Source organism: Halogeometricum limi, assembly GCF_900115785.1.
GTDB classification, from domain to species: Archaea; Halobacteriota; Halobacteria; order Halobacteriales; family Haloferacaceae; genus Halogeometricum; species Halogeometricum limi.
Genome location: NZ_FOYS01000004.1, coordinates 385,394 through 399,118 on the forward strand (window position 1 = coordinate 385,394; position 13,725 = coordinate 399,118).

The following is a 13,725-nucleotide window of genomic DNA, read 5'->3' on the forward strand; positions in this document are numbered from 1 at the left end:
GTTAGTCTAAGAACGGTGTGCTGACGATTTTCGCGCGCTTCTCCTGTCCGCGGACGACGACTCGAAGGTGCGTGCCGGACTCGGCCAGTTCGGTGGAGACGTAGCCGAGTGCGACCGGTTCGCCGAGCGTCGGACTCATCGTTCCACTGGTGACGCGGCCGACGACGTCGCCGTCGTCGACGACGTCGTAGCCGTGCCGGGCGACGCCGCGGTCTAAGAGTTTCAGTCCGACGAACTTCTCGTCGGTGCCCTCCTCGTACGCCGCTTCGAGCGCGTCGCGGCCGACGAACTCCTTGCCGAGTTTGACGGTGAACCCGACGCCCGCCTCGTAGGGGTCGTGCGGTTCCGACTCGGGGTCGAAGTCCTGTCCGGAGAGCAGAAAGCCCATCTCGATGCGGAGGGTGTCGCGTGCACCGAGGCCGCAGGGCTGACAGTCGTGGTCGTCGACGAACGCGTTCCACACGGCCTCCGCGTCGTCGACCGGACAGAGTATCTCGAAGCCGTCTTCACCGGTGTAACCGGTGCGAGCGACCCACGAGCGCACGCCGACGACGTTCTCGTAGGCGGCCTCGAACTTCGAGAGGTAGCCGATACCGCCCTCGGCGGTGGCGGCCACCGCGTCCTTCGCGTCGGGCCCTTGGACGGCGAACATCGCCCACTCGTCGGTGACGTTCTTCACTCGGGCGTCCAGTCCCCACTCGTCGCGGTGGTCGGTCCACCGGGCGTACATCTGTTCGTCGTGGCCCGCGTTCGGGATGAACAGATAGCGCTCCGCCTCGTCGTCGGGAAGGCGATAGACGACGGTGTCGTCGAGAATCGTTCCCTCGTCGTCGGTGATCATCGCGTACTGCGAGTCGCCGGGTTCGAGGAGCGTCACGTCGTTCGTGGTGAGACGTTGCATCAACGCCGTCGCGTCCGGGCCCGACACCTCTATCTCGCCCATGTGCGAGACGTCGAAGATGCCGGCCGATTCGCGAACGGCCGTGTGCTCTGTCCGAATCGAGTCGAACTCGACCGGCATGTCCCACCCGCCGAACTCGGTGAACTTCGCGTCGCGAGCGGCGTGAACCTCCCGTAACGGCGGCTTCCGAAGGGCCATGGGTGGGAGTTGGGTGCGAGAAAGTAATGCTTTGGTATGTCGGTTCGTGTGGGTCGCGCCGTTCGTCGAACCGCGCGTCTCGGAACGATAAATCGAATATCGCGATAGGAAATCGCCCGTCAGTGGTGAACGAGACTGTAGACGGCGGTGCGTCCGTCCGTGTCGGCGCGTCGGTCCACCGCCCGCCTCAGAACACTCTCTCGCCCGTCGTCGTCACGTTCAGCGTCTCGACCGTGCTGGAGTTGACCGAATCGCTCGCGACGAGGGTGACGTTCTGGTGGGCGGGGAGAGAGAAGGTGAGCGTCCGTTCGCCGGGGTCGACCGTCGTCGTGTAGAACGTCTTGCCCGATTCGTCGACGACGGTGAGCGTCGTCACGTCTTCGACGGCGTCGGTCGACCGAAGCGTCACCTCCGTTCGGACGCCCGGTCCGGACCACGACTCGGTGGCCGAGACGTCCGCGAAGACGTCCGATTGGCTCGTGTCGGTTTCCGCGGCGGGGTCGAGCGTGAGACACCCGCCGAAGGCGAGACTGGAGACGACGAGGAGGGCGACGAGCGCCCGGCGTGTCGGAGGTGCTGACATACGGTCACTCTCGCCGGGAGCGTTCAAGAGGGCTCTCCCTCGGTGGATAGGATTCCGTCGAACCAGCCACGAAACCTAACTACGTCGCCGCTGTCGCGGACGTATGAGCGACGACCGACCGGTCGAGTGGGAGTACAAAGCGGTCGAACCCCCGAAGGGGTTGACGAAGCGAGAGGCGATAGACCCCACCGACCGACTCAACGAACTCGGCGCCGAGCGGTGGGAGTTCACGGGGACGATAGAGTACGACAAGGGCGGCACGAAGTTCATCGTGTTCAAGCGGCCAGTCTCCGATGAGTGACGGCGAGGACGCCAGAGACCTGTCGACGGCGAACACCCTCCGCGAACGGACGGACGTCAACGCGTACCTGTTCTGGGTGCTGTTGAACGCGAACCGGCAACTCGTCGTCGCCGGGTTGGCCACCGTCGTCTTCGTCTCGTTCATGACGTTGGGGATACTCAAGCCGGTGTCCCTGCAGTCGACGATGCAGACGAGCGACATGGTCGAGACGCTGTTCTCCGGGCTCGTCGGCGCGATAATCACCAGCACGACGCTCGTCGTCTCCATCAACCAGTTGGTGCTGTCGCAGGAGATCGGTTCGCTCGGGACGCAACGAAACCGGATGGACGTGACGATGGACTTCTATCAGAACACCGACGAGTTGCTCGGGACGACGACGCCCTCGGAGCCCAACGTCCTGCTCAAGAAACTCATCGACGTCTGCGTCGAGAGAGCCAGAGCGCTCCGCGAGGCCGTCGCCGGGAACGACAGCGACGAACTTCGGAGTCGGGTCGACACGTACGTCGACGACTTAGAGGAGAACGCCGACACCGCACTGGACGAACTGGAGGGCGCGGAGTTCGGCGTGTTCGAGGTGGTCTCACCCGCACTCGACTTCAACTACGCCCAGAAGATGCACGACATCCGTCGCCTCGGCGAGAACTACGAAGACGAGATAGACGGCGAGGAACGCGCCGCGTTCAGAGAGATGCTCGAAGCCGTCACGATGTACGGCCCCGTCAGAGAGTACGTCAAGGTACTCTACATCCAGTGGGCGCTCGTGCGACTCTCGCGGGCGATTCTGTACGCGTCGGTTCCGGCACTCGTCGTCGCCGGCGGCGTCGTCGTCTTCGTCGACGCGACGACGTTCCCCGGCGTGCTCTTCGGCATCGACCACGTCCTCTGGGTCGTCAGCGCCGCCTTCACGCTCTCGGTCCTCCCCTTCTTGGTGTTCATCGCCTACGTCCTCCGCCTCGCGACGCTGGCGAAACAGACGCTCACCGTCGGGTCGCTCATCCTCAGTTGAGCATCGCTTCGGCCAGGAGCGCACGACGCTGGCGCAGTCGACTCACGGCGTCACCGCGTCGTCCGTCCGCCGACGGTGCGGGCGAGACGCGGTTCGAGGTAGTAGACGGCGACGGCCGCCACCAGTGCGCCGAGCGCGTACGAGACGGGGACGTACAGGACTCCTTTGACGGCCGCGTGCGCCGACAGTTGGCCGCCCGTACTCACGTCGCCGGTCTGGAGGACGAATCGGACGAACGCGACGGGCACGACGAGGACGACGGCGAGGAGTCCGCCGAACAGACCGGCGAGTGCGCCGTCGAAGATAGCGTCGGACACGCGGACGACCGAGTACCCGACGAGCGCACCCGCGACGAGTCCTAACGGTTGCATCCCGCCCCACCCGACGATGGACCCGGCGAACGCTCCCAAGACGGCGGAGACGACGGCCGCACGGAGGACCACAGTGCGGTTCATGACCGCTGATTGTCGGCATCGAGACATAAACGTTCGGTCGACGTGACCAGACGGAGCGATAGCCGCCGACCGGACGGCCCGGCACGCCGGGCACGCGAGGCGTGAGGAACGTCGCGTAACGCGCCTGCGCCCGGTCCGTGTCACTCGTCACCGTGACGACAGCTAGATTTATAACCCAGCAGGCGTAAGAAGTTACTATGATAGTAGCAAATAATTCTGCCGAGGCCGACGTCACCGCCGACCGCCGCGACCGCGACCGCCGCACCGCCACGTTCGCCGACATGGACCGCGTCATGCGTTCGTTCTAAAATCCGGAATTTCTGCGTTCTGCGAGTTCTCTCGCGGGAAATGGTTTTCAGCTTTGGTGTCCATCTAGACACGATAGGCGTCGGCGTCGCGTCTCGTCAGCCGACTCGTCCCTCGTCCGGACTCGCTCTGGAAGGAGAGAGTCGGCCGAGTCAGCGTCCCGCGCCTCCAACTCATGGCAGACAAACCACATCAGAACCTGGCTATCATCGGACACGTCGACCACGGCAAGTCCACACTCGTCGGTCGACTCCTGTTCGAGACGGGGTCGGTTCCAGAGCACATCATCGAACAGCACAAAGAAGAGGCCGCAGAGAAAGGGAAGTCGGGATTCGAGTTCGCCTACGTGATGGACAACCTCGCCGAGGAACGCGAACGCGGCGTCACCATCGACATCGCCCACCAGCGGTTCGACACGGACAAGTACTACTTCACCATCGTGGACACGCCCGGTCACCGCGACTTCGTGAAGAACATGATTACGGGCGCGTCGCAGGCCGACCACGCCGTCCTCGTCGTCGCCGCCGACGACGGCGTCGCCCCGCAGACCCGAGAGCACGTGTTCCTCGCGCGCACGTTGGGTATCGAGACGCTCATCATCGCCATCAACAAGATGGACGCCGTCGACTACAGCGAAGACACCTACAAGAAGGTCAAAGCGGAGGTGCAGGAACTCCTGAAGCAGGTCCGCTTCGACTCCGACGACGCGCGCTTCATCCCCATCTCGGCGTTCGAGGGCGACAACATCGCAGAGCACACGGGCACGATGGACTGGTTCGACGGGCCGACGGTGTTGGAAGCGCTGAACAACCTCCCCGAACCGTCGCCGCCGACGGACGCTCCGTTACGCATCCCGATTCAGGACGTGTACACCATCTCCGGTATCGGGACGGTTCCGGTGGGACGCATCGAGACGGGGACGCTCAACACCGGCGACAACGTTCGCTTCATGCCCTCGGACGCGGGCGGCGAGGTGAAGACCATCGAGATGCACCACGAGGAAGTCGCCTCGGCCGGTCCCGGCGACAACATCGGATTCAACGTCCGTGGCGTCGGCAAAGACGACATCCGCCGCGGCGACGTCTGCGGTCCCGCCGACGACCCGCCGACCGTGGTCGACACGTTCAAAGCGCAGATCGTCGTCATGCAGCATCCCTCGGTCATCACCGCGGGCTACACGCCGGTCATCCACGCGCACACGGCGCAGGTCGCGTGTACGTTCGAGGCGTTGGACCAGAAGATAGACCCCTCGTCGGGCGAAGTCGCCGAAGAGAACCCCGACTTCATCAAGGCGGGCGACGCCGCCGTCGTGACGCTTCGGCCACAGAAACCGATGGTGCTCGAACCCTCCTCGGAGATTCCCGAACTCGGGTCGTTCGCCATCCGCGACATGGGCCAGACTATCGCGGCGGGCAAGGTGCTCGAAGTCAACGAGAAGTAGTCGAGAGACGACGCGCGAAGTCGTCTCCGATGCGTATTCTTTCAGAACGGAAGCGAGAGAGCGACCGCGACAGGCGCGGCGCGGACGCCCACTCGTCTCGAACGATACCGAGAGAGGGACGGTCGATACAGACTAACGTGGAACGTCGGCGGACGTTCCGGTGACGGTACGGCGGAAGACGGGTCGCGGTCGAGTTCGCACCGCCCCTCTCAGTCACCTCCGGCCGTCTCGGCGATACGCTGCCGGTGGAGCGACCCGCCGCGGTCGCTCGGCCCACCATCGACAGTGGACGATTCGATTCTATCTCTCGTTTTCATGTGTTCTTCGCTAACAACTGAGCCGAAATAGTAGATAAATCTGCCCAATTAAGAGTATTAAGTGTACATACGCGTTTGGAAAGAGAAGCGGACGGTGTCGGAGGGAGCGGAGCGACTGCGAACCGGTCGGCGGTCCGCCGAGCGTCGTCCGACTACTGCGTCTCGGTTATCGTGACCGTGTAGTCGCCGCTTCCGCTGTAGCGGTCGACGAGGATACCGAGTGCGGCGGAGTCGTCGGGGTCGTCGATGGCTATCTGCTCTTGGCTGTCGGTCGTCCACGACCGGTAGTCGTAGGAACTCGTCGTCGGCGGACTGCCGGTTCCCTCGCTCACGAACAGGTCGAAGTCGGCGTCCGCGGGACCGTCGAGTTCGACGACGACCCGCGAGGGCGAACTGTACGACCAGTCGTACGTGTAGCCGTCGTCGTCGTTGTACCAACTGAGCGTGCCGGATGCAGTGGCCGTCGTGGAGTCACCGCTGCCACCGTCGCCGTCACCCCCGTCGCCGCCGCCGGACCCGGGCGTGGTCGTGACGGCGTTCGCGGCGTCGACGCGTCCCGACCCCTGTTGGTCGTCCGAGAGGCCCACGTCCACCGCGGTGTCGCGGAGGTGTTGCCGGAGGTCGGACGGCGCGAGCGAGAACTCCGAGAGCGCGAGTGCCGCGACGCCGCTGACGACGGGCGTCGCCATCGACGTGCCGGAGATGCTCTCGTACTCGGTCGACGTGGTCCAACAGGAGAGGACGTTCGTCCCCGGCGCGGCCACGTCTATCTCGGGGCCGTAGTTGGAGTACGACGCCAGCGTCTCGTCGGGGTCGAGCGCGGACACCGCGAGCGCTTCGCTGTACGCCGCCGGGTAGGAGACGCTTCGCTGCCCGTCGTTTCCGGCCGCCGCGACGACGAGCGTTCCGTTCGTCGTCGCGTACGAGACGGCGTTCTTCATCGTGTTCGTGTAGCCGCCACCGCCGAGCGAGAGGTTCACCACGTCCGCACCCCGGTCCGTGGCCCACTGGACGGCGTCGGCGATGTCGGACGTCGACCCCGACCCCTGTTCGGAGAGCGCGCGACCCGAGAGCAACGAGGCGTTGCTAATTCCGCCGATTCCCTCGTCGTTGTTCGTCGTTCCGGCGGCGATGCCGGCGACGTGCGTCCCGTGGTACTCGTCGGCGAGGACGTCCGGATACGGGTCCGAGTCGGCGTCGACGAAGTCGTAGCCCTCGTCGGACCCGAACTGCGCGCTGAGGTCCGGGTGGTCGTACTTGACCCCCTGGTCGACGACGGCGACGGTGACGTCCGAACTGCCGAGCGTCGTGTCCCACGCCGTGTCGGCGTTGACCTGTTGCGGCGCGTACTGGTCCCCGTACTGCGGGTCGTTCGTCGTGTAGAGGGCTTCGTGCGTCGCGTTCGCTTCCGCGTACTTCACGCCCTCCTTCTTCGTGACGGCGTCGACGAAGTTCTCGCGAGCGTTCGCGGGCGCTTCGGACGGGAACTTCACGGCGACGTAACTCAGCGTCTCGTTCTCGTGGACGATTTCGGCGTTGCCGGGGACGTGCTGTTCGACGGCCTGCCGGGTGTCGACGTGCTTCGAGACGCCGACGAGAATCTCGTCCGTCTTCGGGCCGGGGTCGCGTCCGGGCGTCGCGGAGGCGACGCCGGAGAAGCCGAGGAGGGAGAGGGCAGCGGTACCTTTCAGGAACGAACGCCTGTGCAGCGGGTTGTCAGGTGACATTCCGTCTGACACATATGACCATCGATAATTAATAGTTTTCCGAAAATTTATTATAACTGAATTTATTCGTGATTGTATCTTACTATCTGTACATACTGGTAGTGTATCCTGTTACAGTGCACGAATCGCGAGAAGGGAGTACGCCCGGAATCAGCAGGGCTATCCATTCCGGTGTGATACCGGAGGTATGGACCGCTCGCGACGGACCGCCGCGGCCGAGAACGACGCCGACGCCGACACCGAGGAAGACGGCGTCGACGAGAGCGCCGACGCCCGCGACAGCACCGCCCGAGACGACGAACTGCGCGTCGCCCTGTTCGTCGACGGCCCGAACGTGCTCCGCGAGGAGTTCGACGTGGACTTAGACGACGTGCGCGAGGCCGCCGCCGCCGTCGGACGGCCGACGGCGACCCGCCTCTATCTGGACGAACACGCGACGCCCGGCCTGATTCAGGCCGCCGAGGCGCGCGGCTTCGAAGTCGTCGTCACCAGCGGCGACGTCGACGTGCGACTCGCGGTGGACGTGACGCGGTTCGCCGTCGAACGCCGCGCGGACGTCGTCGCCATCGCCTCCCGAGACACCGACTTCAAACCGGCCATCGAGACGGCCAACGCCTACGGACTCCGGACGCTCGCCATCGCGCCGGGCGAGTTCGGCCGGTCCGACGCCCTCCAGAACGCGGCGACGGAGGGGGTCACCCTCGAAGACGACGGCCCCACGATGGTCGGCTACGACGAGTAACGACGGCGAGTCGCGAGCGAGCAGCCTTTTTGCGCGCACTGTCCAACGGCCGGCCATGGAACATCTCGAGACGCCCGTCCTCGACAACCACCTCCACTTGGACCGGACGCACGGCCGCGGTATCGACGCCGTGCGCGACTTCGCGAACCTCGGCGGGACCCACCTCCTCGTCGTCAACAAACCGTCGTGGCACCACGGCGTCGAGGCGACGGAGGGCGCGGACTTCCACGCCGTGTTCGAGGAGACCATCGATACCGTCGCGGCGGCGAACGACGTGCTCCCGGGCCGCGCGTGGCCCGTCCTCGGCGTCCACCCCGGACTCGTCTCGCGTCTGGTCGAAGAGCGAGGCTTCACCCCGCCCGAGGCGCGCGACGTGATGCAGGCCGGGTTGGACGCGGCGGCGGAGTACGTCGCGGCGGGTGACGCACTCGCGTTGAAGTCCGGACGACCCCACTACGAAGTCTCCGAGGCCGTCTGGGAGGCGTCCAACGAGGTGATGCGCCACGCGTTCTCGCTGGGCGCGGACCTCGACTGCGCCGTCCAACTCCACACGGAGGCGACGGAGGACCTCACCGAGGTGGCCGAGTGGGCCGAGGCCGCCGGCATGGAGCGAAAAAAGGTGGTGAAACACTACGCGGCGGGGCGACTGGCCGGACCGACGCCGAGCGTGATGAGCGAGAAGGACAGACTCGAACGCGCCGCCGAATCGGGCGACCCGTTCCTGATGGAGACGGACTTCGTCGACGACGCCGACCGGCCGGGCGCGGTACTCGGACCGAAGACGGTGCCACGCCGAGTGCGGTGGATGCTAGGGGAAGAACTGGACGACGCCGTCGAGATTGCGCACGTCGAGACGCCTCGTGACGTGTACGGCATCGACACACGAGAGACGCTGACTCGGTGAGTGTGCATAGGAAAGGCATTTGAGTGCCCACGGGGATTCATGAGACATGACCGAGGCCGAGGAGACATACTACACCGAGGACCGTTGGCAGAACTGGCTCGACAGAGTCGAAGAGGAGGAACTGGACCCCGAGAACGAAGACTCCGCTCGACTGCTGTTGAACCTGCAGGACGACGCCGCCATCGCCATCGCGAAGATAGTCTCCGCGTACGAGGAGGACACCCTCTCCGAAGAGGCCGCACTCGACGAACTCACCGGCGTCCGCGACATCGTCCTCTCGGAACCCACGTTCGAGGGCGACGACGTCGAGGAGAAAGTGATGCTCATCGACGGCGTCCAGACGAGTCTCGTCTGCGTGTTCTACGCCGCCGAGGAGTACATCGTCGCCGGACCGGCCGAGGCGGTACCCCTCGGCGAGTACGTCGAGGCCGCGGCGGCGGCCGAGAAAGAGGAGGACTTAGACGCCGCACTCGGCTACCTCGTGCAAGCCGGGACGCGCATCATCGAGGGCGACGAACTGGACATGTCCGTCGCGGAGGACATCGAGTACGGCCTCGTCTCCGAGTGGCTCAACGGTCTCGACAGTCTCCAGAGCGCCATGAGCGACCCCGAAGTCGTCGAAGAAGAAGACGAGTGAGGAACGTCTCACGAAGACTAGTATTTTTGTAGTACACTCACGAACGCGTATGTAATGGGATTTGGGGGGGAGGACAGAGCGGTGACGGTCCAGATCGGGGCCGTGCTGATATTCGGGTTCCTCATCATCAGCATGTCCGTCTATCAGGCGACCGTCGTCCCGGAGGACAACAAGGCGGTCGAGTTCGAACACAACGACGAGGTGCAGACGGACCTCCAGGAGTTGCGAAACGCCGTCGTCCGTGCCGGGTCGACCGGCGAACGCTACCCGGTGAGCGTCCGCCTCGGGACACGCTACCCGCAACGGACGATGTTCGTCAATCCGCCGCCCGCGTCGGGGTCGCTCTCGACGGAGACGCTCGGCGCGGTGTACGTCAACAACTCGAAGGCGGCGGACCCCGAGGTCAGAGACTACTGGGAGGGGTCGCAGTCGTTCGACACCAACGCGTTCGTCTACGAACCGCGATATTCGCGGTACGACGAAGCGCCGACGACGCGCTACGAACACACCGTTCTCTACAACTCGTTCGACAACGGTGCGAACCTCAGTCTGACCGACCAGGCGATGGTCGACGGCCGTCGAATCTCGCTCGTCACGCTGGCGGGCGACTACGAACAGTCGTCTTCGGGCACCGTCTCGGTGGACCCGAACGCCGTGTCGGCGTCGGAGACGACGGTCACGATTCGCGACGACGGCGGCCCGGTCACGCTCCGTATCCCGACGACGCTGTCGGAGTCCGCGTGGAACGAGGTGCTCGAAGACGAACTGTCGTCAGTGTCGACGACGACGCACCACAGTGCAGACTTCGAGGGAGGAACGCTCGCCTCCGAGTCGTGGACGCACGACCCCGGAGATGCGGACGCGGCCGCGGGTGTGAACGAGAACACGTCGAACTCCGGCAATCACAGCGCGTACCATCGATCCGGTGCGGGTAGCATCGTCTCGCCCGACCTCGACACCTCCGCGGGGTCGCAGGTCGTCGTGGACTACTGGGTTCGGAAGGGCGACGACGCGTTCAGCGAGAACCCCGACGTCGGAACGAACGAGGACCTGTTCGTCGAGTACCGAAACGACGCGGGCAACTGGGTGCAGATAGACAAAGTCGACGCCGACGAACCCGACGGGACCATCGTGGACGAGTCGAAAGTCGTCTCGGCGTCGGACGCCACGCATCCCAACTTCGCCGTGCGGTTCAGACAGGAGGGCGCGTCGAGTACCGACGGCGACTACTGGCACGTCGACGACGTGACGGTGAAGACTCAGAGCGGGTCCGGCGAAGGCTACGTCACCGGCGTCGACTACGACGCGACGGGCGACCCGAACGTCGTCACGCTCACCCTCCAGCAGGGAATCGACTACCAACTCTCCGTCGCGAACGTCGGACTCGGTTCCGACGCCGCCGTCACCGAAGAACCGCCCGCCTACGTCGTCCCCGTCCGCGGCGACGGCGCGGGCGTCTCGGCGAACGACGAACGGAAGGTCACCGTCGAAGTCCGAGACCGGTTCAACAACCCCGTCAGCGGGGCACTCGTGAACACCAGCGGCGTCCCCGACACGCGCCTCGCACCGTCGAGTGCGAAGACCGGGTCCGACGGCCGCGTGACGTTCACCTACACCGCACCGGACCCCGTCGTTCAGGAGACGTTCAACCTCACTATCGACGACAACTCGTCGGCGGCCGAACGCGCGACGTTCACGATGAACCCGACGAACGACCCCGGCACGAGTACGCTGACGTGGGAGACGGCGGCCGACTGGGACGCCGGGTCCGGGACGAACGTCGTCCACGAGACGCGGCCGAACACCGGGTGGAGCGACGAGACGCTCAGAGTCGGCTACACCGCAACCGACTCGGATCTCGTGAGTTACTGGTCGCTGGACGAGTCATCGGGAGCGACGAAAGACGTCGCCGGGACCCACGACGGAACGACGAAGAACGGCGTTCTGCAGGGGCAGACGGGAGTGTTCGGCACGGCGGCGTCCGAGTTCGACGGCGCGAGTAGTCGCGTCGACATCGACGACAACATGGACGTGTCGGGTAGCGAGATGACCATCTCCCTCTGGGTCAACGCCGACACGTGGGAGGGAACCGCGAACGACATGCGGTTCGTCTCGAAGACGACGAGCAGTTCGAACTCGGATCACTACTGGATGTTCAGCGAGGCCCAGGACCAACAGCTCCGATTCCGCCTGAAGACCGGCGGGTCGACGACGAAACTCGTCGCACCGAGCGGTACGAGTCTCACCTCCGGCACGTGGATTCACGCCGTCGCGACGTACGACGGCAGCCAGATGCGCATCTACAAGAACGGGAACGAAGTCGCTTCCACCTCGAAGTCCGGGAACATCGATACGAGTACGTCGGTCCCCGTCGCCTTGGGGAGCAACCCGCAGGACTTCGGGACGTTGGACGGCCGCCTCGACGAGGTTCGCATCTACGACCGCGCACTCTCGCAGAGCGAGATAGACGACCTCTACGACGCCCGAAACGGCGGGTCGTACACGAGTGACTGGAAGGAGGGCTCGCTGGACGCGAGTAACGTCGAACTGAAAGACGTGACGGCGACGCTCCCCTCCGGCACCGGAATCGACGTCTACGTCGAGATGGACACCGACGGCGACGGCTCCGTCGACGACACGAGTTCGGCCGTCGCCCTCGACGGGAGCGGAGGCCCGTACTCCGTCTCGGGTCTCTCCGGCGACGCGCAGGCGTACCGCCTCCGCGTCGAGTTCACCAACACCGAGACGAGTTCCGCGACGTTCGGTGGCGCGACGATAGAGGGCTGAGCGACGAACGCCGGTTTTTCGACAGCTGACGTAACACCCCATCGACAAACCCATATGCCCCGGCTTAGAATGGAGGAGCATGACAGCCGTCGGCATCGACGCCATCGAGATTTGGACGGGGAAGCTGAAACTCGACCTCCCGAACACGTTCGCACCGGAGAAGGGTGAAGACCCCGAGAAGTACACGAAGGGACTCGGCCTGGAGTCGTCGTCGTTCCCGGACGTGTACGAGGACATCGTCACGATGGGGGCGAACGCGACGAAGCAGTTGATGGACCGCGAGGGGTTGACCCCCGACGACATCGGACGCATCGACGTGGCGACGGAGTCCGCGTTCGACAACTCCAAGCCCGTCTCGACGTACATCGCCGGATGCCTCGAACAGGTGTACGACGGCGACTTCCACCACGCGAACAAAGGTGAGCGGAAGTTCGCCTGTCTCGCGGGGACCCAGAGTATCGACGACGCGTACAACTGGATCAAAGCGGGCCGGAACCGCGGCCGCGCCGCACTCGTCATCGCAACCGACACCGCTCTGTACGCCCGCGGTGACCCCGGCGAGGCGACGCAGGGCGCCGGTGCCGTCGCGATGCTCATCGACGAGGACCCCTCCATCGTCGAACTCTCGACCGAACAGGGCTACGGCAGTGCGGACGAGACGGACTTCCTGAAGCCGAACCAGCAGTTCCCGAGCGTCGACGGCAAGCGGTCGGTGCAGGTGTACCTCGCACGCATGCGCGAGGCCTTAGAGGACTACGAGTCCGTCGCGGGCGACACCCACCCCGACGACTTCGAGTACATCCCGTTCCACACGCCGTTCCCGGGGATGGTCCGGAAGGCGGCCGTCCTCGGCTATCGGCACATGACGCGCGACACGGACGTCGAAGAGAAACTCGCCGACGAGATAGGGCTCCAACCCCGCGAGGAGGCGTTCGAGACGTGGGACGACTACGAGGAGGCCATCCGCGCGTACATGGACGAACTGAAAGAGACCGAAATGTACCGCGAGTGGTACGGTCGGACCATCGAACCGACGCTCAGCATCTCGCGGAACGTCGGCAACTGGTACACCGGGTCGGTCCACATCGCGCGGTTGTCCGCGCTCCGCGACGCCCTCGAACGCGGCGAGGAGATGGCCGGCAAGCGACTGCTCGTCGGGTCGTACGGCTCCGGCGCGCAGGCGGAGATTCACGCCGAAACCGTCGTTGAAGGCTGGGCCGAACACGTCGAGGACGTCGAAGTCGACGAGCAACTCGCCCGCCGGTACGACATCTCGTACGACGAGTACGAACTCGTCCACGACGTGCACAACCACGACAAAGACGTCGACGTCGAGGAGTTCACCGCCCCCGAAGACGAGTTCGTCTTCACGGGGTGGGGCCGGATGAACGAACGACGCTACGAGTACGTCGAATAGCGG

At 65.0% G+C, this 13,725-nt stretch carries 12 protein-coding genes; 8 read left to right on the forward strand and 4 right to left on the reverse strand.

Annotated elements, in window-relative coordinates; all coding sequences use genetic code 11:
- Position 1: 1 nt before the first annotated feature.
- Together gcvT and BM282_RS13860 are read right to left on the reverse strand one after the other, a co-directional pair.
- Positions 2–1,099 (reverse strand): glycine cleavage system aminomethyltransferase GcvT, encoded by a 1,098-nt coding sequence (gene gcvT / locus BM282_RS13855; RefSeq protein ID WP_089882068.1) that lies wholly within the window; start codon positions 1,097–1,099, stop codon positions 2–4.
- A gap of 187 nt (positions 1,100–1,286) precedes the next feature.
- A complete protein-coding gene (locus BM282_RS13860; RefSeq protein WP_089882070.1) occupies positions 1,287–1,682 on the reverse strand; it encodes a hypothetical protein in 396 nt (131 codons plus the stop codon).
- A gap of 103 nt (positions 1,683–1,785) precedes the next feature.
- On the opposite strand from BM282_RS13860, the gene BM282_RS13865 reads away from it, so the two are divergent.
- Both BM282_RS13865 and BM282_RS13870 read left to right on the forward strand, forming a co-directional pair.
- Entirely contained in the window at positions 1,786–1,983 is a 198-nt protein-coding gene (locus BM282_RS13865) for a hypothetical protein (RefSeq protein WP_089882072.1), read from the forward strand.
- Positions 1,976–2,989 (forward strand): hypothetical protein, encoded by a 1,014-nt coding sequence (locus BM282_RS13870; protein ID WP_089882074.1) that lies wholly within the window; start codon positions 1,976–1,978, stop codon positions 2,987–2,989. Before BM282_RS13865 ends, BM282_RS13870 begins: the two co-directional genes overlap by 8 nt.
- 50 nt (positions 2,990–3,039) lie before the next feature.
- Here BM282_RS13870 and BM282_RS13875 read toward each other — a convergent pair whose 3' ends face one another.
- The gene (locus BM282_RS13875; RefSeq protein ID WP_089882075.1) at positions 3,040–3,444 is read right to left on the reverse strand and encodes a hypothetical protein; all 405 of its coding nucleotides are present in this window, start codon (positions 3,442–3,444) and stop codon (positions 3,040–3,042) included.
- Positions 3,445–3,925: 481 nt separating this feature from the next.
- Between BM282_RS13875 and tuf the strand changes: the two genes are divergently transcribed.
- Positions 3,926–5,191: a translation elongation factor EF-1 subunit alpha gene (gene tuf, locus BM282_RS13880; RefSeq protein WP_089882077.1), complete on the forward strand. Its 1,266-nt coding sequence runs from the start codon at positions 3,926–3,928 to the stop codon at positions 5,189–5,191.
- 469 nt (positions 5,192–5,660) lie between these two features.
- Here tuf and BM282_RS13885 read toward each other — a convergent pair whose 3' ends face one another.
- Positions 5,661–7,235 (reverse strand): S8 family peptidase, encoded by a 1,575-nt coding sequence (locus BM282_RS13885; protein ID WP_089882079.1) that lies wholly within the window; start codon positions 7,233–7,235, stop codon positions 5,661–5,663.
- A 187-nt stretch (positions 7,236–7,422) separates the two neighbouring features.
- On the opposite strand from BM282_RS13885, the gene BM282_RS13890 reads away from it, so the two are divergent.
- The 5 genes from BM282_RS13890 (at position 7,423) to hmgB (ending at position 13,722) form a co-directional block, all read left to right on the forward strand.
- Complete coding sequence (locus BM282_RS13890; RefSeq protein WP_089882081.1) at positions 7,423–7,977, forward strand: NYN domain-containing protein; 555 nt, start codon at positions 7,423–7,425, stop codon at positions 7,975–7,977.
- 55 nt (positions 7,978–8,032) lie between these two features.
- Complete coding sequence (locus BM282_RS13895) at positions 8,033–8,881, forward strand: TatD family hydrolase (protein WP_089882084.1); 849 nt, start codon at positions 8,033–8,035, stop codon at positions 8,879–8,881.
- Between the two features lie 46 nt (positions 8,882–8,927).
- Complete coding sequence (locus BM282_RS13900) at positions 8,928–9,518, forward strand: DUF2150 family protein (protein WP_089882086.1); 591 nt, start codon at positions 8,928–8,930, stop codon at positions 9,516–9,518.
- Between the two features lie 54 nt (positions 9,519–9,572).
- Complete coding sequence (locus BM282_RS13905) at positions 9,573–12,305, forward strand: LamG-like jellyroll fold domain-containing protein (RefSeq protein ID WP_089882088.1); 2,733 nt, start codon at positions 9,573–9,575, stop codon at positions 12,303–12,305.
- A gap of 79 nt (positions 12,306–12,384) precedes the next feature.
- Positions 12,385–13,722: a hydroxymethylglutaryl-CoA synthase gene (hmgB, locus tag BM282_RS13910; RefSeq protein WP_089882090.1), complete on the forward strand. Its 1,338-nt coding sequence runs from the start codon at positions 12,385–12,387 to the stop codon at positions 13,720–13,722.
- Positions 13,723–13,725: the final 3 nt, after the last annotated feature.

Excerpts from the sequence above, each read along its gene's own strand:
- BM282_RS13860 (WP_089882070.1), bottom strand. The coding sequence starts at position 1,682 with ATGTCAGCACCTCCGACACGCCGGGCGCTCGTCGCCCTCCTCGTCGTC.
- hmgB (WP_089882090.1), top strand. The coding sequence starts at position 12,385 with ATGACAGCCGTCGGCATCGACGCCATCGAGATTTGGACGGGGAAGCTG.
- BM282_RS13900 (WP_089882086.1), top strand. The coding sequence starts at position 8,928 with ATGACCGAGGCCGAGGAGACATACTACACCGAGGACCGTTGGCAGAAC.
- BM282_RS13865 (WP_089882072.1), top strand. The coding sequence starts at position 1,786 with ATGAGCGACGACCGACCGGTCGAGTGGGAGTACAAAGCGGTCGAACCC.
- BM282_RS13870 (WP_089882074.1), top strand. The coding sequence starts at position 1,976 with ATGAGTGACGGCGAGGACGCCAGAGACCTGTCGACGGCGAACACCCTC.
- gcvT (WP_089882068.1), bottom strand. The coding sequence starts at position 1,099 with ATGGCCCTTCGGAAGCCGCCGTTACGGGAGGTTCACGCCGCTCGCGAC.
- BM282_RS13905 (WP_089882088.1), top strand. The coding sequence starts at position 9,573 with ATGGGATTTGGGGGGGAGGACAGAGCGGTGACGGTCCAGATCGGGGCC.
- BM282_RS13895 (WP_089882084.1), top strand. The coding sequence starts at position 8,033 with ATGGAACATCTCGAGACGCCCGTCCTCGACAACCACCTCCACTTGGAC.
- BM282_RS13875 (WP_089882075.1), bottom strand. The coding sequence starts at position 3,444 with ATGAACCGCACTGTGGTCCTCCGTGCGGCCGTCGTCTCCGCCGTCTTG.
- BM282_RS13890 (WP_089882081.1), top strand. The coding sequence starts at position 7,423 with ATGGACCGCTCGCGACGGACCGCCGCGGCCGAGAACGACGCCGACGCC.
- BM282_RS13885 (WP_089882079.1), bottom strand. The coding sequence starts at position 7,235 with ATGTCACCTGACAACCCGCTGCACAGGCGTTCGTTCCTGAAAGGTACC.
- tuf (WP_089882077.1), top strand. The coding sequence starts at position 3,926 with ATGGCAGACAAACCACATCAGAACCTGGCTATCATCGGACACGTCGAC.